Source organism: Agrobacterium bohemicum, assembly GCF_002896715.1.
GTDB lineage: Bacteria > Pseudomonadota > Alphaproteobacteria > Rhizobiales > Rhizobiaceae > Agrobacterium > Agrobacterium bohemicum.
In genome coordinates this window covers 629269-650572 of sequence record NZ_PGEL01000028.1, presented here as the reverse complement: position 1 = coordinate 650572, position 21304 = coordinate 629269, and the positions used below count along the sequence as shown (strand labels likewise).

Annotated in this window: 16 protein-coding genes, 1 tRNA gene and 2 pseudogenes; 8 read left to right on the top strand and 11 right to left on the bottom strand. The window is 56.8% G+C overall.

The genetic code is table 11. The annotated features are described in order from the left end of the window. Positions 1–178: 178 nt before the first annotated feature. Positions 179–1939, top strand: coding sequence for an ABC transporter ATP-binding protein/permease (locus tag CUC55_RS21780; protein WP_103089107.1), 1761 nt, complete (start codon positions 179–181; stop codon positions 1937–1939). Between the two features lie 419 nt (positions 1940–2358). On the opposite strand, the gene hisN is transcribed toward CUC55_RS21780, so the two are convergent. Together hisN and CUC55_RS21765 are read right to left on the bottom strand one after the other, a co-directional pair. Next, positions 2359–3135: a histidinol-phosphatase gene (gene hisN, locus CUC55_RS21770; protein ID WP_103089239.1), complete on the bottom strand. Its 777-nt coding sequence runs from the start codon at positions 3133–3135 to the stop codon at positions 2359–2361. Between the two features lie 322 nt (positions 3136–3457). Then, entirely contained in the window at positions 3458–4342 is an 885-nt protein-coding gene (locus CUC55_RS21765; protein WP_103089105.1) for an N-formylglutamate amidohydrolase, read from the bottom strand. Between the two features lie 182 nt (positions 4343–4524). Between CUC55_RS21765 and cpdR the strand changes: the two genes are divergently transcribed. The 3 genes from cpdR (at position 4525) to CUC55_RS21750 (ending at position 5487) form a co-directional block, all read left to right on the top strand. Beyond that, positions 4525–4887 (top strand): cell cycle two-component system response regulator CpdR, encoded by a 363-nt coding sequence (gene cpdR, locus CUC55_RS21760; RefSeq protein ID WP_027675545.1) that lies wholly within the window; start codon positions 4525–4527, stop codon positions 4885–4887. An 82-nt stretch (positions 4888–4969) separates the two neighbouring features. Then, a tRNA-Val gene (locus tag CUC55_RS21755) sits at positions 4970–5044 on the top strand. Positions 5045–5247: 203 nt separating this feature from the next. After that, positions 5248–5487: a hypothetical protein gene (locus tag CUC55_RS21750; RefSeq protein ID WP_067650905.1), complete on the top strand. Its 240-nt coding sequence runs from the start codon at positions 5248–5250 to the stop codon at positions 5485–5487. Positions 5488–5604: 117 nt separating this feature from the next. On the opposite strand, the gene CUC55_RS21745 is transcribed toward CUC55_RS21750, so the two are convergent. The 7 genes from CUC55_RS21745 to CUC55_RS21715 form a co-directional block, all read right to left on the bottom strand. Continuing rightward, on the bottom strand, positions 5605–6006 hold the full coding sequence (locus CUC55_RS21745) for an acyl-CoA thioesterase (RefSeq protein ID WP_067650902.1): 402 nt from the start codon (positions 6004–6006) through the stop codon (positions 5605–5607). Between the two features lie 171 nt (positions 6007–6177). Continuing rightward, positions 6178–6642, bottom strand: a complete 465-nt coding sequence (locus CUC55_RS21740; RefSeq protein WP_067650899.1) for an NfeD family protein — start codon at positions 6640–6642, stop codon at positions 6178–6180. Position 6643: 1 nt separating this feature from the next. Further along, complete coding sequence (locus tag CUC55_RS21735) at positions 6644–7705, bottom strand: SPFH domain-containing protein (RefSeq protein ID WP_170063940.1); 1062 nt, start codon at positions 7703–7705, stop codon at positions 6644–6646. Positions 7706–7748: 43 nt separating this feature from the next. After that, complete coding sequence (gene hemH, locus CUC55_RS21730) at positions 7749–8798, bottom strand: ferrochelatase (RefSeq protein ID WP_067651376.1); 1050 nt, start codon at positions 8796–8798, stop codon at positions 7749–7751. A 230-nt stretch (positions 8799–9028) separates the two neighbouring features. Further along, positions 9029–10966, bottom strand: coding sequence for a 5'-nucleotidase C-terminal domain-containing protein (locus tag CUC55_RS21725; protein WP_103089103.1), 1938 nt, complete (start codon positions 10964–10966; stop codon positions 9029–9031). A 201-nt stretch (positions 10967–11167) separates the two neighbouring features. After that, a complete protein-coding gene (gene omp10, locus CUC55_RS21720; RefSeq protein WP_067650889.1) occupies positions 11168–11539 on the bottom strand; it encodes an outer membrane lipoprotein Omp10 in 372 nt (123 codons plus the stop codon). 198 nt (positions 11540–11737) lie between these two features. After that, entirely contained in the window at positions 11738–13186 is a 1449-nt protein-coding gene (locus tag CUC55_RS21715; RefSeq protein ID WP_103089102.1) for a homospermidine synthase, read from the bottom strand. A 242-nt stretch (positions 13187–13428) separates the two neighbouring features. On the opposite strand from CUC55_RS21715, the gene CUC55_RS21710 reads away from it, so the two are divergent. Continuing rightward, positions 13429–14337, top strand: coding sequence for a sensor domain-containing diguanylate cyclase (locus tag CUC55_RS21710; RefSeq protein ID WP_103089101.1), 909 nt, complete (start codon positions 13429–13431; stop codon positions 14335–14337). A gap of 217 nt (positions 14338–14554) precedes the next feature. Here CUC55_RS21710 and CUC55_RS21700 read toward each other — a convergent pair whose 3' ends face one another. After that, positions 14555–15190, bottom strand: a complete 636-nt coding sequence (locus CUC55_RS21700) for an aminotransferase class IV family protein (protein WP_067650879.1) — start codon at positions 15188–15190, stop codon at positions 14555–14557. An 86-nt stretch (positions 15191–15276) separates the two neighbouring features. Next, a complete protein-coding gene (locus tag CUC55_RS21695; protein WP_103089100.1) occupies positions 15277–17121 on the bottom strand; it encodes a M3 family oligoendopeptidase in 1845 nt (614 codons plus the stop codon). Between the two features lie 170 nt (positions 17122–17291). On the opposite strand from CUC55_RS21695, the pseudogene CUC55_RS21690 reads away from it, so the two are divergent. From CUC55_RS21690 to CUC55_RS21685, 3 genes and pseudogenes are all read left to right on the top strand, one after another. Further along, positions 17292–18480: pseudogene (locus CUC55_RS21690) on the top strand (sigma-54-dependent transcriptional regulator); the annotation flags it as partial. Positions 18481–18653: 173 nt separating this feature from the next. Beyond that, a pseudogene (locus tag CUC55_RS23725) lies at positions 18654–18854 on the top strand (helix-turn-helix domain-containing protein); the annotation flags it as partial. 207 nt (positions 18855–19061) lie between these two features. Beyond that, entirely contained in the window at positions 19062–20963 is a 1902-nt protein-coding gene (locus CUC55_RS21685) for a peptidoglycan L,D-endopeptidase MepK (protein ID WP_103089098.1), read from the top strand. Positions 20964–21304: the final 341 nt, after the last annotated feature.

The following is a 21304-nucleotide window of genomic DNA, read 5'->3' as shown; positions in this document are numbered from 1 at the left end:
AAGAAAGCAAGGGAACATTTCAAGCGCTTCGCGCATTGCTGCCCGTTGTCCTTTTTCAGCGTTTTTGCGGGAAGTGGACAAGCCTTCGTGTCGTGCTATTGCTGTCACGACACGCATATAAGGTCGATACGTGTAAGAGTCCCGGAATTCAAAATATCATGGAAATGGCAAGCTACTGATGGCGCAAGGTAATCTGTCCCCCGAGACGGTCGGCCATCCGTCCTTCGATTTGAATTTCAAGGCGCAGCTGGCGATGATGGGCAGCGCCTTCTGGACATCGAAGGTGCGCGGCAGGCTCATCCTCCTGATGTGCGCGTTGCTGACCATCATCCTCGTTACAGCCTATGGGCAGGTCAAACTCAACGAGTGGAACGCACCGTTTNACAACGCGCTGGAGCGGCGCGATCTCAATTCCTTTCTGCACCAGCTGGAAGTCTTCGCGATCATTGCCGGGACGCTGCTGCTTCTCAACGTTTNCCAGACTTGGCTGAACCAGATGACGGCGCTGAGCATGCGCGAAGGTCTGGCGAAGGACATGGTTGACCAATGGTTCAAACCCGGTCGCGCCGCAAGGCTTGCCGGTTTCGGCGCCATTGCCGTCAACCCCGATCAACGTCTGCATGATGACGTCCGCAATCTGGCTGAAAGCAGCACGGCACTCGCCATCGGTCTCGTCAACGCTACCATTTTGCTCGTCAGCTTTATCGGTGTTCTCTGGGGGCTGTCAGCGGGTTTCGCCATCGAGATCGGCGGCAAGATGGTTGAAATACCAGGCTATATGGTCTGGGCTGCCCTGATTTACGCGGGCTCTGCTTCGCTGCTTTCCAACCTTGTCGGCTACCGGCTGGTGCCACTCAACGCCGAGCGCTATTCGAAAGAGGCGGGGCTTCGCTTTTCTCTCATGCGGGCCAGTGAAAATGTCACCGCGATCACGCTGGCGCGGGGTGAAAAGAACGAACGTCACCGCATTGGCGAAGACATCAACGCGGTGCTGGTCGTCATCAGAGGGCTCGCCATGGCGCTGACCCATTTGACATGGGTTTCATCCGGTTATGGCTGGCTGGCCATCGTGGCCCCCATTCTTATTGCCGCGCCGGTGTATTTTTCCGGGCATTTGAGTTTCGGTGGACTGATGATGGCGGTTGGTGCGTTCAACCAGGTGAACGTTGCCTTGCGGTGGTATATCGACAATTTCGGCCCGATCGCCGCCTGGAAGGCGAACTTGCAGCGCGTTTCGGTGTTTCGCAACGCCCTGATCCAGATGGACAGCGTCGAGCAGCACGGCAACGCCATCGAGATCGAAAGGTCCACGTCTGGACCGATCCGTTGGTCATCGGTTGAAATCTGCCCGGAGGCGGGCGGGAAGGATATGTCCCGCATTTTCCGCTTGCGCGAAGCACCGGTCGAGATCGAGGTTGGCGACCGGTGGATGGTCAATGGCGATCAGGGCGTCAACCGACGCCTGTTTTTNGCAGCGATTGCCGGGCTTTGGCCATGGGGACGCGGCACCATGACGATGCCGCCTCGCGAGGAAACTCTGTTCATTGCCCAACACGGATATCTACCCGCAGCACCCTTGCGCGAAATTCTCTGTTATCCGCGCAGCCCGCAAAAATTCCAGGAGAACGACTTCCTCGAGGCGATGGAGAAATGTGGACTTGGCCACATCATTTCGCGCATGGACGAGAATATTCGCTGGGACAAGAAACTCGATTCCGATGAGCAGGCCTGTGTGCGTGTCGCCAACGCCGTGCTGTTGAAGCCGCGCTGGCTGTTCATCGATGATCTTCTCGAAGGTTTGGAGACAGAGACAATCGACAGGCTGGCGGCAGTTCTGGCGGGAATGAAAGATACGGCGATCATTTACATCGGCCGCTCCGAAACCATCCTTCAGGTCCTGTCACCAAGGCTGCTGCATCTGGACCTGGTAAAGGCGTAACGCCTATGCGGGCCTGATCTCGGCGCCTGTCGTTTCGACCACATGTTGCGGCGCTGGTGCCTTTATCAGTCGAAGCGGTGCTACGGTAACCAGCAGGACCAGAGCGACGACTGCAACCATGACGACGATGGTCCAGTCGTCGTGTTTTNCCTTAACGGTATTCCCACTCCAGTCATATGCCATAGCGGTCCTCACGTATATCAGTATATGAATATGAAAGAATTCAACGCCAGAGTGCCGTAGTATGGTTAACCAACCGTTACTACGTGATGTCATTCCTTGCAGTGTAGGGGGATGTGCGACTTCAAATCCGGAGGCGCTGTCTTTGTCGCAACAAAGAACAACCAAGGCGCGCATATATCTTGGGCCGCCATGCGGCGCGCCCTGGGGACTGGCACCGATATGGTGTTTGCCGTGTGTTACAGGCCCGAGAGCAGGGTCAGCGCCTGTTCATGAAGCGTCTTGCTTCCAGCGGCGACGATACGGCCCGCAGCTTCCGGTCTGCCGCCATCCCAATTGGTGATAACGCCACCCGCCTGCTCGATGATGGGAATGAGCGCGCCGACATCGTAGGGTTTGAGGCCGGATTCGATGACGAGATCGACATGGCCACCGGCCAGCAGTGCATAGGCGTAGCAATCCACACCATAGCGGAACAGGCGCACCTTCTCCTCGACGGCGCCGTAACGTTCGGCTTCCTCATTGGTGAAGATGTGGGGCGATGTGGTGAAGAGGATCGCGTCCGACAGTGTTTCGCATTTGCGGGTGCTGATCTGCCTGTCGCCACCGGGGCCGAAATACCAGGCATTTTCGCCATCGGCGAAATAGCGCTCGCCTGTAAAGGGTTGATCCATGACGCCCATGACGGCGCGGCCTGACGACTGAAAGCCAATGAGCGTTCCCCATACGGGCAGGCCGGAAATGAAGGCCCGTGTGCCATCGATGGGNTCGATGACCCAGACATGCTCGCGATCGATACCAACGCTACCGTGCTCTTCGCCCAGAATGCCGTGGTCGGGAAAGTATTCTGTAATCAAGGCCCGAATAGCCGTTTCCGCAGCCCGATCGCCCTCCGTCACCGGGTCGTAGCCACCATCCTGCTTGTTGGCGACGGCGATGCCAGTGCGAAACCGAGGTAAGGTCTCGGCCTTGGCAGCATCGGCTAGACGAAAGAAAAAATCGCGATCTGGCAGCATGGAAAACTCCGTCATCTGAGAACTCAATGAGGACATAGCCTGCTTCAGGGGCCTTCGTCCACTCGAACTCGCTGCACGCTTCGCAAGCAATTTTTGCCGAACGAAGACCAAATAAAAAGCAGACAATAAAATAACGCATAAATTATAGGCAAAANTAAATATGATTGACAAATAAGCAAATCATTCGTAGATTTTAATCACAGTCTTTGACTGTAAATACCCTCCTTGGGTGTTTCCTCCCTAGACTTGACCGCGCCAAGGCGCGGTTTTTTTTGCCCGGACAGTGTCCGCGCTCAGCTTTCATTCAGTGGAATTGGAATTGCTATTCGGCTGCGAATGCCATGTCGTTTGCGTATTCGGACACGAACATCGCAAGCTGGCGCATGAACGTATCCAGCGCAGACTGCACCGCGTAAAATTCTGCCGTCTTCACAAGTGTCTTCTCGTCCACGTAAAGCGCCCGGTTGACCTCGATCTGCAACGCGTGGAGAGAGCGTACCGGGCGACCGTAATGTTCTGTGATGAAGCCGCCCGCATAGGGCTTGTTACAGACGGCGGTAAAGCCAAGCTCCTCGAGCAGATACAGGGCGGCGCGGGAAATTTCTGCAGAGGCGCTGGTTCCGTAGCGGTCTCCGATGATGATGTCGGGGCGGATATTGGAACCTGTGAGGCGAATATTGCCGGGCATGGAGTGGCAGTCGATTAGCACCGCCATGCCGAAACTGGCGTGGGTGCGCGACACGAGTTTTCGCAGGCAAGCGTGATAGGGTTTGTAGATGCTCTCGATGCGGTGAATGCCCTCGTCCACGGGAAGTCTGTGGGCGTAGATATCCATATTCTCGGCCACGATGCGCGGCACGGTGCCAAGNNCGCCCGCCACGCGCATTGAGCCGATATTTGCATAGGACGGCAAAGCGCCGTCGAACATGCGCTGGTCGAGCTCGTAGGGCTCGCGGTTGACGTCGAGATAGGCGCGCGGAAAGTTGGCTTTGAGGAGGGGCGCGCCGATCTCGGTTGCGCTGGAAANCAGCTCGTCGACGAAGTGATCTTCGGACCGGCGGATTTCGTAAGCGTTCAGACGGGATGATTCGAGGAAGGAAACCGGGTAGCAGCGGCCGCTATGGGGGGAGTTATACACAAACGGAATGCTGTGAACGGTCGGCTCGTGCACTTCGAAGAGTTCATACTCGCCAGTGACCCAGTCCATCCCGCCCCGTTTACCATGTCATAATTCTGCCAGAAGCTTCATGTTGCCAGTTAAGGCAGAGCAAGTCCATACTGTGCAACAGTCGTCCGAGTCATGATTCTACCGTTCACATGATATTTACTGAAANCACGGTATGATCGCGATAAGGTATTCCCAGCAAATCAGAAGTTACGGTCACTTAAATGGTACAGAAAATTCTTCTCGCGGAAGATGACAATGATATGCGCCGCTTTCTCGTGAAGGCGCTGGAGAAAGCCGGTTACAAGGTTTCCTCTTTCGACAACGGGGCAAGCGCCTATGACCGGCTTCGTGAGGAGCCTTTCTCGCTTTTGCTAACCGACATCGTGATGCCTGAGATGGACGGCATCGAGCTCGCCCGCCGCGCCACCGAACTCGACCCCGACCTCAAGGTCATGTTCATCACCGGTTTTGCGGCGGTTGCTCTCAATGCTGATTCGAAGGCGCCGAAGGATGCGAAGGTGCTTTCCAAGCCTTTCCACCTCCGTGATCTCGTCGACGAAGTGAACAAACTCCTTGTGGCATAAGGCCTCGCATAAACCTTTCACAAAACTGAAAAAANGCAGTTGACGCTTCATCCAGTTTCGTGATTTATGCGCCGCAACGGATGGGCGTATAGCTCAGCGGGAGAGCACTACGTTGACATCGTAGGGGTCACAGGTTCAATCCCTGTTACGCCCACCATCCAGTTTCGTTTGAAGGTCTTGCAAGAAATTGCGAGGCCTTTTTGCGTTGTGGGTGACATGTTCATGAAATCTAGCTGTTTGGATCGGCGGACTGTTTATACGTCGGGGCGGTATCATCCGAATCAGCGCCAGCCCGCCACAATCATCACCATTGCCTCGCACCTGTGATATACGCTGGACAACCACACAAGGAATTGAGCGATGGCCAAAATCCGACTGATTGTTATTGCCGCTTATAAAGCTGACGACGAGGGGAATATGGTTGAGGCATTTGAGCCAAGGCAGATGCCGACAGAGGACCGAGCGATACGCGAGGGGAAAGCATTATCCAGCCAGTACGATGGCGTCTTAGCCTGGGCGCGTGATGCAGACCCAGACATCGGAGAATACGGTCCTCCGACCATCATCTACCAGCACGGTGAGATTCCTGACATTGGGTAACATCTTTCGCAAANTGTGAGTCTGGCGAGTTCGGAAAAACATCATGGATTTTTNGTCAGATGAATTGGGTCGTCTCTGACAGTCAGAATTTGCGCTGACCGGCCTATGGCGGACACTCTAAACATTCATCGGCGCATCACGGGCCACCGCCCTAGGATTACCCTCCGCATCCACCGCCACCATGATGAACACCGCTTCCGTGACCTTGTCGCGGGACTGTTCGGAGTATCTACGCGTCCACGCTTCGATTTTGAGAGTGATGGACGTGCGGCCGACTTTTTCGATGCGTGTGTAGACGCAGAGCGTGTCACCGATTTTTACGGGTTTCTTGAAGACGATTTCGTGGACGGCGACTGTCACGGTGCGGCCGCCGGCGACGTCATTGGCGCGTACGAAAGCGGCCAAGTCCATCTGTGACATGACCCATCCGCCGAAAATATCACCTGCGGGGTTCGCGTCGGCTGGCATAGCGAGAGTGCGGAGTGTGAGTTCCATATCTGCGGGTGGTTGCAATTCCATTTTNGAAANCCTTTTCTCTGAATTACCTGACGATACGCAAGGATGCGTACAGCATTGACAGGGAAACCAGCATTGATTTTCAGGAAGACAAGTGATGCGTCAGCCGCATGTTGCCACCAGCAGGAATGAGAAAACGGTGGGGTTTCGCGCGTTCGATACCTATGACAGACGTTAGCTGCCTATATTCTCGACAGTCAGGGTACGACCGTGTGCCGACGCTATGCGCACGCGTGTACCAGCGGGCATGTCTTCGCCCTGGACCGACCACCATGTGTCATCCAGTCTGATCCGGCCGCGGCCTTCGGTGATCGGCTCCTCAAGGGTCGCTGTCCTGCCGATGAGGCTGGCTTCGCGCTGGTTGAGGAAAGGCTCGTCGGTGGAGTTGCGATTATTGTGGTAGTAACGGCGGCCCAGCAGGGCGAATGCGACGGATAGCACCGCAAACAGCAGAAGCTGGACGTGCCAGCTCCACACGGCGGTGCCCCACAGAGCCAGCGATATGGCACCCACCACGAGGGCTGCGGCACCGATCCAGATCAGGAACACACCGGGGGCCAGAAGCTCCGCAGCGAGCAGAACGGCGGCGAGTATCCACCAACTCCATGGGCCTAGATCGGTGACGAGGCTCGCGATCATCTCATCTCTCCGAGGACGGGCCGAACGGATTGTTGGGGATGGTCACGTTGATGGTCTGGCCTGTTGGACGACTGGAAGAGGGTGGAATGGAGCTGCGCTGTCTTGCTGGCGCAGGTGTATCAGGTGCTGCCGCACCATCGCTGTTCTTGCCGAACACTTCCTTGGCAATGGCACCGATGCCGCCGAGCGAACCGATCAGCGCCGAGGCTTCCATCGGCATCAGCACGATCTTGGAGTTCTTAGCGGTGCCGATTGCGGCCATGGCTTCGGTGTATTTCTGCGCGATGAAGTAGTTGATGGCGTGAATGTCACCGGCTGCAATGGCTTCAGAAACCATGCGCGTGGCGTTGGCTTCGGCCTCGGCCAGACGTTCGCGCGCTTCGGCATCACGGAAAGCTGCTTCGCGCTGGCCTTCTNCCTCGAGAATGGCGGACTGCTTGGCACCTTCGGCACGCAGGATCTGTGCGTTTCGCGAACCTTCTGCCTCCAGGACCTGTGCGCGCTTTTCGCGCTCTGCCTTCATCTGGCGGGCCATGGAATCCACAAGGTCTTTCGGCGGTGCGATGTCCTTGATCTCGATGCGGGTTACCTTGATGCCCCATGGGCCGACGGCTTCATCGACCACGCGCAACAGGCGGTCGTTGATGGCATCACGGTTGGACAGAAGCTCGTCCAGATCCATAGAGCCCATGACCGAGCGGATGTTGGTCATGGTCAGGTTCTGGATGGCAAATTGCAGATTGGTGATCTGGTAAGCTGCCTGCGCGGCGTTCAGCACCTGATAGAAGGCAACGGCATCTGCCGAGACGCTGGCATTATCCTTGGTGATGACTTCCTGCGTCGGGATATCCAGCACCTGTTCCATCACGTTCAGGCGCGCGCNGACGCGCTCGATATAGGGCGTGAGGATGTTAAGACCGGGTTCCATCGTGCGGGTATAGCGACCGAAGCGCTCCACCGTGTAGCGATAGCCCTGTGGTACTGTCTTGATGCCCGCAAAGAGCGTCAGAATAACCAGGCCGACCGCCACAATCACGACGATATCGAAACCACTCAGATCCATCACGGCATTCTCCCAATACTAAAACGCGGGTTTAAAGGCTGGTTCATACCCAGCCCTGCAACTCCCGACGTACAACTTTTTCGAGAACTCTCATACCCTCGGCGCTGTCGTTCAGGCAAGGAATATGTGAAAATTTCTCGCCGCCGTTGTGGTGAAAGCTTTCGGCCGCTTCTTCGGCGATTTCTTCCAGCGTTTCCAGACAGTCGGACACAAAGCCGGGATTCATCACCGCAATGCGCTTGACGCCTTCGGTTGCCAGCCGCTCGACGGTCTTGTCGGTGTAGGGCTGCAACCATTCTTCCGGGCCAAAGCGGGACTGGAAGGTGATGAGGAAGCGGTCCTTGCCGAGGCCCAGTCTTTCGCGCAGCAGGCGTCCCGTCTTCATGCATTGGCAATGATAGGGATCGCCCTTTTTGAAATAGGATTGTGGGATGCCGTGGAAGGAAGCGATGATCTTTTCAGGCTCCCAGTCCAGCGTCGCCAGATGCGATGTGACGGAGTTGGCGAGTGCATCGATATAGGTTTCGTCATCGTGGTAAGGCGGCACGGTACGCAGCGCTGGCTGCCACCGCTGTTTCATCAGGTGCTCGAACGCCTTGTCGTTGACGGTAGCAGTCGTGGCTGCCGCATATTGCGGGTAGAGCGGAAACAAGAGGATTTTCTCGCAGCCCTGATCTTTCAGTGCATCGATACGCTGGGCGATGCTGGGTGTGCCATAGCGCATGCCCCAATCGACCACGACATTGGGCAAATCCTTCAAGGCTTGTCCGAGAAGATCACCCTGATTGCGCGTGTAGGTGCGCAAGTAGCTTTCGTTGAGCTCGTTGTTCCAGATCGACTGGTAGGCTTTGCCGACTTTCTGCGGACGCTTGTTCAGCACGATGCCGTAGAGGATCGGATACCAGAACAGGCGTGACCACTCGATGACGCGCTTGTCGCTCAAAAACTCGGCGAGGTAGCGGCGCATGGATTTATAGTCGGTTCCATCTGGCGTGCCGAGATTGACCAGGAGGACGCCGACCTTGCCGAAGGCAACCTTCGGGTGGTCTGCCGGGAGGTGATTTGCGGGAAGTGTAGAGGTATCTGCGAGCATAAAAACGTCCTGAACCTGCATTGCGTAACAAGCCATACGGCTTGGTCTTGGCCTTGGATCATCTTGTAAAGCATCCAGCCCGCAATCTGAATTGATTTCTGTTGGTCACGGCCTGACATTTCAACGGCTTGGGGCCCTTTTGCCGTGTCCAAAGGACGCATGGCCCAAATCCGCAAAGAAAAAGCCGGCCCGCATGTGCGAGCCGGCTCGTTTTATCAGGCGCCCTACGATCAGTTTGCAGGTACGTTCAGCTCTTCACCGATCTCGATATGGTTTGGACGCTTCAGCGCGTTGGCTTCGGCGATCTTCTTCCACTCTGCGCCATTACCGTATTTTNCAGCGGCGATTTNCCACAGCGAGTCACCACGTGCAACGACGTATTTCACAGCTGATGAAGCCGTTGTGGTGCTGGCGGCAGGTGCCGGTGCTGCCGGAGCAGTGGCCATTGGAGCAGGCGCTGCCGGGGCCGGAGTGGTTGCAGCGGGTGCCTGTGCGGTTGTTGCTGGAGCAGGGGTGGTGGGCTTTGCGGCTTCCTTCGGCGGCGCTACGTAGTCGGCTGGTGTTACGTCCATTACGCGGCCATCGGTGTAGGGCTTGTAAGGGCTGTGAGCACCGATATAGGCGGCAACCGCGTCTTCAAGGCTTGGTCCGAAGTCATATGGGTTGATGGCCTTGGTGGCGAAGGTCTTGAAGCCATCACCGCCGGTGCGGGTGTAGTTGTTCGTCACCACGCCATAGGTCTTTTCAGGGTCGAGCTTGACGAAGGCATCGCCTTCCTTGACCTCGACGGAGACGATGCGGCTGCCGGCTGGCTTGGAACGGTCGAAACTGTATTTCAGACCTGCGGTCTGCACGAAGCGGCCCGCGCCTTCCTCGATCTGGCCCGCGCCATTTTCAAGAGCGGCAAGCAGATCTACGCCCTTGATCTGGAAGGTGGCAACGGAGTTCTGGAATGGCAGAACAGTCAGCACTTCGCCCATGGTCACAGGACCGGCATCGATGGAAGCGCGCAAGCCGCCGCCATTCTGGATGGCGATGGTGATGCCCTGATCCTTCACGCGGTCGAGCAGCGCGTCGGACACCAGGTTGCCCATAGTGCATTCCTTAGCGCGGCAAACTTCACGAGAGCCGTCGATGGCGGCTTCGCTGGTGCCGATTTCTTTCTGCTTCATCTCTTCGAGCGGAGCGGCCAGTTCGGTCACGCGCTTGGTGAAGGCTTCGTCAGGCGTGACAGATGCGTCCAGCAGCTTTGGTGCGCCGCTGGTGGATTTGACGACGCCGTTATCGTCAAAGGTGACCGTCAGGTCGCCGAGATATTTGGAGTAGGCATAGGCCGTCACGATCGGCACTTCGACGCCGGAGGGGTCTTTGACAAGCGTAGGGTAGGGACCTGCTGCTTTGGGATCGGTGCTGGAGAGCAGCGTGTGGCTGTGGCCGCCGACGATGACGTCGATACCATCCACCGAGCGTGCGATGTCCTGATCCTTGACGTAGCCAACATGCGAAAGAAGCACGATCTTGTTGACGCCCTGATCCTGGATTTCCTTGACGGCACCCTTGAGGTACTCGATCTCGTTTTCAAACGTCACCTTGTCGCCGGGGGAGGAGGTTTCGTTTGTGTCTGTGGCCAGCACGGAAACGACAGCAACCTTCTGGCCGCCCATGTCCTTGACGATGTAGCCCTTGAACTTGTCCTTCAGCTCTGAACCATCGGCAATCTTGGTGTTGCCGGAGATAATGGGGAATTTCACGGCATTGATGAGTTTCAGCAGTTCTGCCGGACCATCATCGAACTCGTGGTTGCCAATGGCCATGGCATCAAAGCCGATGCCGTTCATGAATTCGGCAACGGGGCCGCTCTTGTACTGTGTGTAAAACAGGGAACCCTGGAACTGGTCACCGGCATCCAGCACGAGAATGTTGGCATTGGCGCCAAGCTCGGTGCGGCGAGCGTCGATGGCGCTTTTCACACGCGCGATACCCCCAAAGCATTCCTTTTTGTCGGCTTCTGCTGCGGAGCAGGTGGAGTCGGATTTGTTGATCGCCTCGATGCGCGAATGCAGATCGTTGATGTGGAGAATATTGAGTTGGTAATCGGCAAAGGCCGCGCCGGCGGAAAGTGCAACGACCGATGCGGTCATCAGGCCAAATCTCAAAATCCTGTTCATCGTTCTGTCTCTCCTGTTAAGCAAAAAGCTGAAGGGCTCGTCCCTGCCATCATAGCTAGTCTGAATATGTGTCAGCCGTTCAAAGGTGATGTTTTCACCTCAAGTCATCTGCTGCAAGTAGAAATATGACAGGGTCGCACAAATAAAAANCGCGCGCTACACGCGCGCGTTGAAATTAAACATGGAGAGGACTGAGAGCGATCAGCCCTGACGCGTCAGTGTGAACTGACCGTTCGTGTCGGTCGTGCAGTTCAGCTGCGCACGTGAAATGAGCGCGCAATTGACACGCGACTGGGTGTTGCGCACCAGCGAGGTCATGTTGATCTCATAAAGTGTTGGTGAGAGCGTGACGTAGGTGCCGGATGCGAGCAGGGTATTGCTGTCGGTAGAACGGGTGGAGAAGGCACCAGCCTGGAACGTAGAGACGATGCCGTTCTTATCAACCCAGCGACCGTCAACGGCTGGTCCCTGTGGCATGGCGGATGCCATGGGGCGCGGGGATGGCGCGTTAGGAGCGCATGAAGAGGCGGCAATTGCGGCCAGAACCAAGGCTGCGCCTGTCTTGAAATTCATCTCTTTCGTCTCCTGCGATGCTTGTCGATCCCGTTGAAANGATCATGGATGGAAGTTGACTTTATTGCAAGCGAACGAAGCCCGCTATGCACCGGTTCCCGGCAGTCTCGACAAANTCGGCAGCGTTGCAAAACTGCACTAGGCAGCGTCGCAATCCTTCAAATGCCGCGCTGCGTCACTTCCAACCTCTCGGTCCATTCAGCCGCGCACGAGAATGTTGCGAAACTGCCATGCATCGTCCTTGTCGATATCATCGGGGAAAAGGCCCGGCCGGCCATCCAGCGGTGTCCAGTCCGTGTAGTGACCTTCCACTGCGCCGAGGTAGCGTCGCTGGATGTTGAGGCAGCGGCGATAATCCACCTCATCAGCCTCGACAATGCCGGCCTGCGGGTTTNCCAGCGCCCAGACCATGCCTGAAAGCACAGCCGAAGAGACCTGGAGGCCAGTTGCATTCTGGTTGGGGGCAAGCTTGCGCGCTTCTTCCAAGGTCAGGCGCGAACCATACCAATAGGCATTCTTTTCATGGCCGTAGAGGAGAACACCGAGTTCATCCGAACCGTCGATCAACTCGTCTTCCGTCAGCACGTGCTGCACGGGTTGGGCGTTGCCGCCATTTCCGAACATTTCATATAGCGACAGCACGGCGTCGTTGCACGGGTGATAGGCATAGTGGCAGGTCGGGCGGAAATCGATATTGCCGCGCTTGTCGCGCACGGTGAAATAGTCGGAAATCGAAATCGCTTCATTATGCGTCACCAGCAGGCCGTATTGGGCTCCAAGCGTGGGGCACCACGTGCGCACGCGGGTGGTGGCACCGGGCTGGTCGAGAAAAATGGCGGCCTTGCGGCCTTTTTNCTGTTTCTTTGCGTTTTTCGGCATCCACTTCTCGTGGCTGCCCCAGCCGAGTTCGGCTGGCTGCATGCCTTCGGCGATGAAGCCTTCGACGGACCATGTGTTCCAGAAGGTGTTGAAGGGCTTCGGCTCCTTGGCGCGTTGCGTATCGCGCTCGGCAATGTGGACGCCCTTGACGCCGAGTGTCTGCATCAGCCGCGCCCAGCCCTCGCGGTCATCGGCTGCGGGTTCTTCAAATTCAAGGCCTGTGTCGTGTGCCAGATTGACCAGCGCCTGTTTGACGAACCATGAAACCATGCCGGGATTGGCGCCGCAGGTGGAAACCGCCGTCGTGCCGCCGGGGCGCTTGGCCTTTTCCTTCAGCATCGTTTCGCGCAGCGTATAGTTCGTTCGTGCGGAGTTGTCGGCGTCGGTATCGAAGTAAAANCCGGGCCAGGGCTCCACCACCGTGTCGATGTAGAGCATGCCGTATTTACGGCAGAGCTTCATCAGTTCGACGGAGGAGGCGTCGACCGAAAGGTTGACGCAGAAGCCTTGGCCTTCGACGCCTTTAACCAGAGGCTTCATCACATCCTTGTAATTTNCCTTGGTTAGATGTGCGCGTATATGCTGGATGTTGCGGCTTTGCAGATAGTCCGCGATATCTTCTCGTGGGTCGATGACAACAAGTCGGGACATATCGAATTTGAAATGTCGCTCGATCAACGGAAGCGTGCCGCGCCCGATCGAGCCGAAACCGATCATGATGATGGGACCGGTAATTTCGCCGTAAATCGGGTGCTCAACATCCGTCATTCTGAATTTCCTCTTTAAATGCAACGTCTAAGCTAGATGATTAGTCTGTAACAATAANGGGTAGCCGGATGACGGGCGTATGAAGACTGTGAGAAAGGTAAACCGATCAACCCCGGTTTTTATGAAATCATCGATATAGCTTGGTACTACGCATTTCCCGCCCAGCCACTATAATGGGGATGGGCATAGGTATTTNCAGTTTCCCAGAGGGGGCAATCATTGTGCGTCAGGAGACTGCCAATTTGGATAGTCTGATCGAGCGCGTCATCGCGCTCCAGGATATGACGCCTGTTTTTATTGCTCTTTATGATACGGACGACAGACTACGCCACGCGAACCGTGCCTTTCGTGAAGCCTTCAACGTAAAGAGCGACGTCTTTCCGACCTGGGGCGAACTGTTGCGGGCGAATTATCACGATAAAAANGGCCTGATCATCACGACCGATGATTTTGACCCCTGGCTTTTGTCGGCACAATCGCGCCGGGGCAAACTGCCGTTTCGTGGGCTGGAACTGGATTTGCACGATGGCCGCTGGATATGGATGACCGAGACGGTGCAGGAAGATGGCTGGATGCTGTGCGTCGGTAGCGACATCACNGAGCTCAAGCAAAACCAGCGCAGCCTGCGTCAGGACCGCGACATTGCCCTGCGCGCCGCCCAGACCGACGAATTGACGGGAACGGCCAATCGACGCTTCGTTTTCGCCAAGCTGGCTGTCCAGATCGAAAACGTCCAGAANGGCATCGAAAGCCCGTTCGGGCTGTGCGTGATGGACATCGATTTCTTCAAGGGCATCAACGACCGTTTCGGGCATCAGGGTGGCGATGTGGTCTTGCGTGATTTCGTCAAGATCGCCCATTCCACGATCCGTCGTTCCGATTGCTTCGGGCGCGTCGGCGGCGAAGAGTTCATGCTCATCATGCCGCGCACCAATCTGGCGGAATGCGTGGGTATCGTGGAGCGCCTTTTAAAGACGGTCAGCGCCTCCGCTCCCTTCCCGGGGNTGGACGATTTTNCCTATAGCTGTTCTGCGGGTCTTGCGCTGTATAAGCCAGGGGAGAGCGGCAGTGATCTCTATCACCGCGCCGATCGCGCGCTTTACGCGGCCAAGCAAAAGGGCCGCGCGCGGGTGGAGTGGTTGTTGGAGTGAGAGATGGTGGACTCAGTGGGTGGGGCTTACCCCCNTCTGTCCTGCCGGACATCTCCCCCTCAAGGGGGGAGATCGACTCGTGGTTAGCTCTCGACCATATTGAAGGCCGCGGATAGTTTTGGACGTGTGCGTCTTGCCAATCTCCCNACCTGTGGGGGAGATGCCCGGCAGGGCAGAGGGGGGTAAGCCACGCCCGCCATGGTCAGTTTGATCGACCTCAAACCAGTTCCGCTGCCACCAACCCATGGAGCGAGTTGCCCACAAACAGTTTACGGCCCTTCAGATCTTCCGGCCTTAGTGCCTGTCCACGCGCCTTGCGTTCCCGAATGAGATCGGCGCGCAAAACGCCTGGCAGAATGCCGCTATCGAGTGGCGGTGTCAGCAATTGCCCTTCCGCGCCCTCCACGAAAATGCTGGTGGTAGAGCCTTCGCAGATTTCGCCGCGCTCGTTCAAAAGCAGAACCTCATCCGCCTCTTTGCTGGAAAATTCGGCGCGTGCTGCATCGTAAGGCTCGCGGCGAGAGGACTTGTGGCGGTAGAAGGTGTCGGCAGAATCGAGCCGTGTCTTTTGCGCGATCCGGACGCGCCAGATGGCGTCGGCTTTCAGGGGAACAAAGGGTTCGGCAGCAATGTCGAGTTCGCCCTTGTAGTTCATGACGACGCGCACCGTCAGCGGTGCGGTGCCGCTGACGGCTGCGTTAAGCGCTTTGACCGTGTCTGCAGGTGCACGAAAACCCAGCGCATCGGCAGAGCGCAGCAGACGGCGCAGATGCTGTTCCAGCCGCCGGAAACCGGTATCCGGTTCCCATCGCAGGGTTTCCCTCAAGGTCAGGTCGGCCGGTTTGCGTTTCATGATCTGCGTCCGTCATGCGGTTTACGTTAGGTAAGGCATAAAAACCGACCAAGCTTGCCCGAAATGGGAGCTTCGTCGGTTTCTTGCTACTCTTTGTCCAGCCCTTCCAGCTCGTCTATCAAGCCTTCGATCATCGACAGGCCCTTGTTCCAGAAGGACGGGTCGGTGGCATCGAGACCGAAGGGCTTCAGTAATTCGGAATGGTGTTTGGTACCGCCAGCCTTCAGGAGCTCGAAATATTTGTCCTGAAAGCCTGTGTCCGCATTCTGATAGACGGCATAGAGCGAGTTGACGAGGCAATCGCCAAAGGCATAGGCGTAGACGTAGAAAGGGGAATGGATGAAGTGGGGAACGTAGGTCCACCAGTTCTCATAACCTTCGGAAATCTTGATGGCCGGTCCAAGGCTTTCCTGTTGAACGGAAAGCCACAGTGCACCGATCTGCTCGGCGGTCAATTCGCCTTCCTTGCGGGCGGTATGCACTTTGCGTTCGAACTCGTAAAATGCAATCTGGCGGACGACCGTGTTGATCATGTCCTCCACCTTGCGGGCCAGCATGTCCTTGCGCTCACCTTTGTTATTGGTACCATCCAGCAGCTTGCGGAAGGTCAGCATCTCGCCGAAGACCGATGCTGTTTCAGCCAAGGTCAGCGGCGTTGCGCACATCAAGGCACCCTGTCCACCTGCTAGCACCTGGTGCACGCCGTGGCCAAGCTCATGCGCCAGCGTCATCACGTCTCGTGGTTTGCCGAGATAGTTGACCAGCACGTAGGGGTGCGCAGACGGCACCGTTGGGTGGGCGAAAGCGCCTGGTGCCTTGCCGGGACGAGCAGGGGCATCGATCCATTCTTCGTCGAAAAAGCGGCGGGCGATATCGGCCATCTCAGGCGCGAAATCGCCATAAGCTGATAATACCGTCTCCTTGGCGTCTTCCCATGGAATGATGGCGTTGGAGCTATCGGGCAGGGGCGCATTGCGGTCCCAATAATTCATCTGCTCCATGCCAAGCCATTTGGCCTTCATCTTGTAATAACGATGCGACAGGCGCGGATAGGCTTCGGTCACGGCCTGTGCCAAAGCGTCGACCACTTCGCGCTCGACCCGGTTGGCCAGATGTCGGCTATCGGCAATGTCCTCGAACTTGCGCCAACGGTCGGCAATTTCCTTGTCCTTGGCAAGCGTGTTGGTGATCAGCGTGAAGACACGCAGATTATCCTTGAAGGTTGCGCTGAGTGCTTCCGCCGCCTTTTTGCGGATTTCCGGGTCTGGCTCCTGAAGCAGGTTGAGGGTGCGTTCCAGAGCAAGGCTTTCACCATCCACGATGAAGCGCAGATCCGTCATGGTTTCATCAAACAAGCGGTTGAAAGCGGCGGCACTGGTCATCGATTTTNCGAGAAACAGTTGCTCCAGCTTGTCGTCCAACTGGTGCGGCTTGTCCTTGCGCAGGTCTACGAGCCACGGTTTGTAGTGACCGGCCTGCGGATCGTTCGCCATGGCGGCGTCGATGGTCGCATCATCGATGCGGTTGAGTTCCAGCGCAAAGAACAGCAGATGCGCCGACATATCCGTCAGTTTCGACTGCGCATCGCCATAAAGCTTGCCGTTGGCGGGATTGGACGTGTCGGAAAANTATGTCAGGCCTGCAAAGGAGCCAATGCGGCCAAGAAGATCGTCCAGTGCCTCATATTCCTTCAAGGCAGCACCAAGACCTTCGTTACCGGAAAGCTTTGCCGCAGCTTCAAGCTTGCCCTTCCACTTAGCTTCGAATGCCTTTGCATCGATCGCAGCCTTTTCCAGTGCGCCCTTATACTCCGCTGAATCGGCGGATGCATAGAGATCGGAAAGCTTCCACGTCGGGAGATCGCCCAGGGCTGCACTTGCTGCTTCTGCGGGGGAAAAAGCGGGCAGGGGGATCGAAGTCTTGAAGGTCATTCTTGGTTTCCTCTTTATCTCTGCAGCAAAGCATATGGGAGCCACTGTTTCCCGTGGCAATGCATAAAATGCAAGCTAATCTCAAANCTCGATGTTCAAGCCTTCCATGTCACATTCGGTTCAAAGGGTCTGCATGAAGCGGGTCCATAAACCGGAAACCGGAGCCTGACATGACAGCGCAAGTACTCGTTATCGATGATGATCCAGTTCAGCGCCGCCTGCTTAAACAAGCGGTGGAGCGTTATGGACACCAGCCAATCCTTGCTGAAAACGGCCGGNTGGGGCTGGAGCTGTTGAAGCAACACAGTGGCGATATCAGCGTTATCGTTCTTGACCTGATGATGCCGGAGATGGACGGGCTGTCCTTCCTCAAGGCTGTCGGAGAGCTTGGAACCGATGTGCCTGTCATCGTGCAGACGGGGCAGGGCGGTATCGATACCGTGGTGCAGGCCATGCGCGCGGGTGCATTTGATTTCGTGGTCAAGCCGGTTTCGCCGGAACGCATCGGCTCCGCCATCGCCAATGCTCTGAAGCTGGACCAGCGCGAGGCGAAAGCCCGCACGGGCAAACGTTCGCGCAATCACGCCGTCAATTTCAACGATATCGTCTCGGCCAGCCCGGCTATGCTGCGCGTCATCGAGCTTGCGCAACGTGCGGCCCAGTCCAATATTCCTGTCGTGCTGGAAGGTGAATCCGGCGTTGGCAAGGAAATGATTGCGCGCGCCATCCAGTCCGGCAGCGACCGTTCGGGCAAGCCTTTCATCACCGTTAATTGCGGTGCGATTCCGCACAATCTGGTGGAAAGCATTCTTTNCGGCCATGAAAAGGGTGCCTTTACGGGTGCTACGGAAAAGCACATCGGCAAATTCATGGAAGCCGATGGCGGCACGCTGTTCCTCGACGAGATTGGCGACCTGCCTCTCGAAGTGCAGGTAAAACTTTTGCGCGCCGTGCAGCAGGGTGAAATCGAAACCGTTGGTTCGGCCCGGGTTCAGAAGGTCAATGTGCGGCTGATTTCGGCCACCAACAAGGACCTCATCGAAGAGGTTAAGGAAGGCCGCTTCCGCGAAGACCTCTATTATCGCCTCAACGTCTTCCCCATTACCATTCCGGCATTGCGCCGCCGCAAGGAGGACATTCCTTATCTTGCGCGTGTGTTCGCCGAACGCTTTNCCGTCGAGCAGAAATTGCCGCATGCGCTGAGCGTCAGCGCCGGAGCCTTGGCGCTGCTAACAGCCTATGACTGGCCGGGCAATATCCGCCAGCTGGAAANTGCCGTGTTCCGCTCCGTCGTTCTTGCGCAAGGCGACGAGCTGACAGAAGCGGATTTTCCGCAGATCGCGTTTCAGGTACCAGAATTTGCCGGTGACGTCGGTGACTACGACGCTCCGCATCGCCCGACGGAGCGTTCGCTGCTCGTCGCTCCGCCACCGACGGATATCAGAAGCAACGCCGCCGACATCATGTCGGTCATGGAAGCGATGACAACCGAAGAAGAGCGCTCATCGGCTTCGGTCTTTCCGGGCGGTAGCCTGATTGCCAGCACCGATAACACTGGAGATGTCCGCAAGATATCTGACATCGAGGAGGAACTGATCCGATTTGCGCTGCGATTCTATCGCGGTCAGATGAGCCAGGTTGCCCGTAAACTCGGCATCGGACGCTCCACACTATACCGCAAGTTGAAGGATTATGGCATTGATCCGGATAATCCGCTTCGTGACGCCGCTTAACCGCGGCGTATCCTTCTTAAATTAGCAAATACGATATTTGTTAACTCCTGGGCAATGATATTCACTTACGGTCTATAAACCTCTTGTTAGTATCGCGTTCACTATATAGAGGATGAATGTCCATGTGTGGCAAAATTGCCATCGTGTGACCGTATTTGAGGTTCATGTGGGGCAATGTGACGAATTGTCTGCCAGGCGGGGATCAAATTGCCTTATCTGCATCGGAATATCGCGCTCTCGGGCAAGATAGCGCGCGGCTTGATCAAAGAGATCGGCACGAAGCTGTCGGCACGCGTTGTGACATGCGTCTGCCTGATGGTGGCTGCGCTTCCCGCTTTAGGCATTTCGGCGACGGAAGCCGCCGCCGAAACACGCAGTCTCAAGCTCTATTATATCCACACCAAAGAAAAAGCCGTCATCACATTCAAGAGAAACGGCAAGTACGACCAGAAGGGTCTGCAGGAGCTGAACCGCTTTCTGCGTGACTGGCGTCGTAACCAGCCGACCAAGATGGACCCGCGTCTTTTCGACCTCGTGTGGGAAGTCTATCGTCGCTCCGGTGGCACAGACTATATCAATGTCGTTTCTGCGTTCCGTTCGCCTGAAACAAACGGCATGCTGCGTTCGCGCACCAAGGGTGTTGCCAAGAGCAGTCAGCACACGCTCGGCAAGGCCATGGACTTCTACATCCCTGGTGTCAAACTCGCTCGCTTGCGTGAAATTGCCATGCAGATGCAGATCGGTGGCGTTGGTTTCTATCCGACGTCCGGTTCCCCTTTCGTGCACCTCGATGTCGGCAGCGTTCGTGCCTGGCCGCGCATGAGCCGTCAGGAACTTGTTCGTATCTTCCCGAAGGGCAATACCATCCACCTTCCAGCCGATGGCAAGCCTTTGCCGGGTTATGAGCAGGCGATGGTCGATTACAAGAGGCGCGTGAGCTCTTCTTCCGTTCAGGTTGCCAGCACCGCTGGTTCTGGCCCTGCGGGTTCGTCATCCGGTGGCAAGCGCAAGACGCTGCTGGCCGCACTCTTTGGTGGCGGGGATGAGGACGAGGATGCCGAAAGCATCGTGACGCCACAGCCCGCATCCCGCTCTGCGGCTCCAGCACCGGTGGCTCAGGAAGCTGACGAGGAAGCACCTGCCGCAGCCGTTGCCGTTGCATCCGCAACGCCGGCTCCAGCGGTTGCCGATGCACCTTTGCCAACTGCGCGTCCGGCATTCCGCAATGATGCTGGTCAGACGGGGCTTGCAACCGCGCTTTATTCGCCAAACCGCAACCCTGCTCAGGACGCGCTTCAAGCCGCAACCATGCCAACTCCAGCCGCCGCCCCCGCAGAGCAGCAGTTTGCCGATTTGGCGCAATACTCCATTCCTGTGCCGACGCTGCTTGGACCGCGCCGCATGAAGGGTGATGCCGACGACTCTGTCATGACGGCAGCACTTGGCTCCGAAGATATGCCTGGTGACCTACTCGCCGCGCATGTGCCGGTTCCCGCAAATCGCCCAGCTGTCGCAGAAGCGCTTCTCGCTTCCGCCAATGCCAATGTGGACGGTCAGGAAGACGAAGCCGACACGCAGCAGGCTAGCCTCTCGCCGGTTGTCGTCGCTGCGCTTGAGCAAAGCGGTCAGGACGCTCGTTCGGCCATAACCGCGACGGCCATGCCGAGTGCTGCTCAATTCCCTGCCGCCATCAGCCGCACCGCTTCTGCTCAGCCTGCCGCCAAGCCTGTTCACATGGCAAAGGCCGATCCAGTGACTGCAGCTCGTGACGAGCAGGTGTATGGCGATGAATTCGATGTGAAGCCGCGTGGCAACAACAGCGGTCTGACTGCTGGCCTGCCGACCAAGGGTGCACGCCCCAGCAAGCAGGATGCTGCTGTTTCTGAAAANGCCATGGTCAGCGGTGGTCGACTGACGCAGGAAGCAATTTCCGACTGGGCGTTGAGCCAGGACAAGGGTGTCACGGGTCGCGCGGTCAAGGCGCCACGCGTCGTCAACAACCGGATGCTCAGCCACGACATGTCTGCATCTGCGGCGACCGCAAGTTTCCGTCCAGGTGCTGCGGCCATCGAGTCCAGCCGCTTCAGCACACCAATCAAGATGCCTTAAGCTAGGCACCTGTTGGTCGTAACGACTTCAAAACCGCCCCGCTATCTTGACGATAGCGGGGCGGTTTTCGTTAAAACGTCCACTGGTTGCGCCAACTGTTCTATAATGCTTTAAGGCGAGCTTGACGTGAAGTATCAGCGCTGTTAACCTGCGATTCATTCTGTAATATTCGTTGGTGACTTAAAATTTCCGCCTGCAATACTACAGCTTTACGAGGCAATAGTTTACTCGTGGCGCAGGGGTGGAGGTTCTTAAATCTCTGCTTGCATGAAGCATCTTCATTGCGCCGGTTCTCGCGAACCATGTTCCTGAAANTTCGCTATTTGCGTCACGTGTTTTGG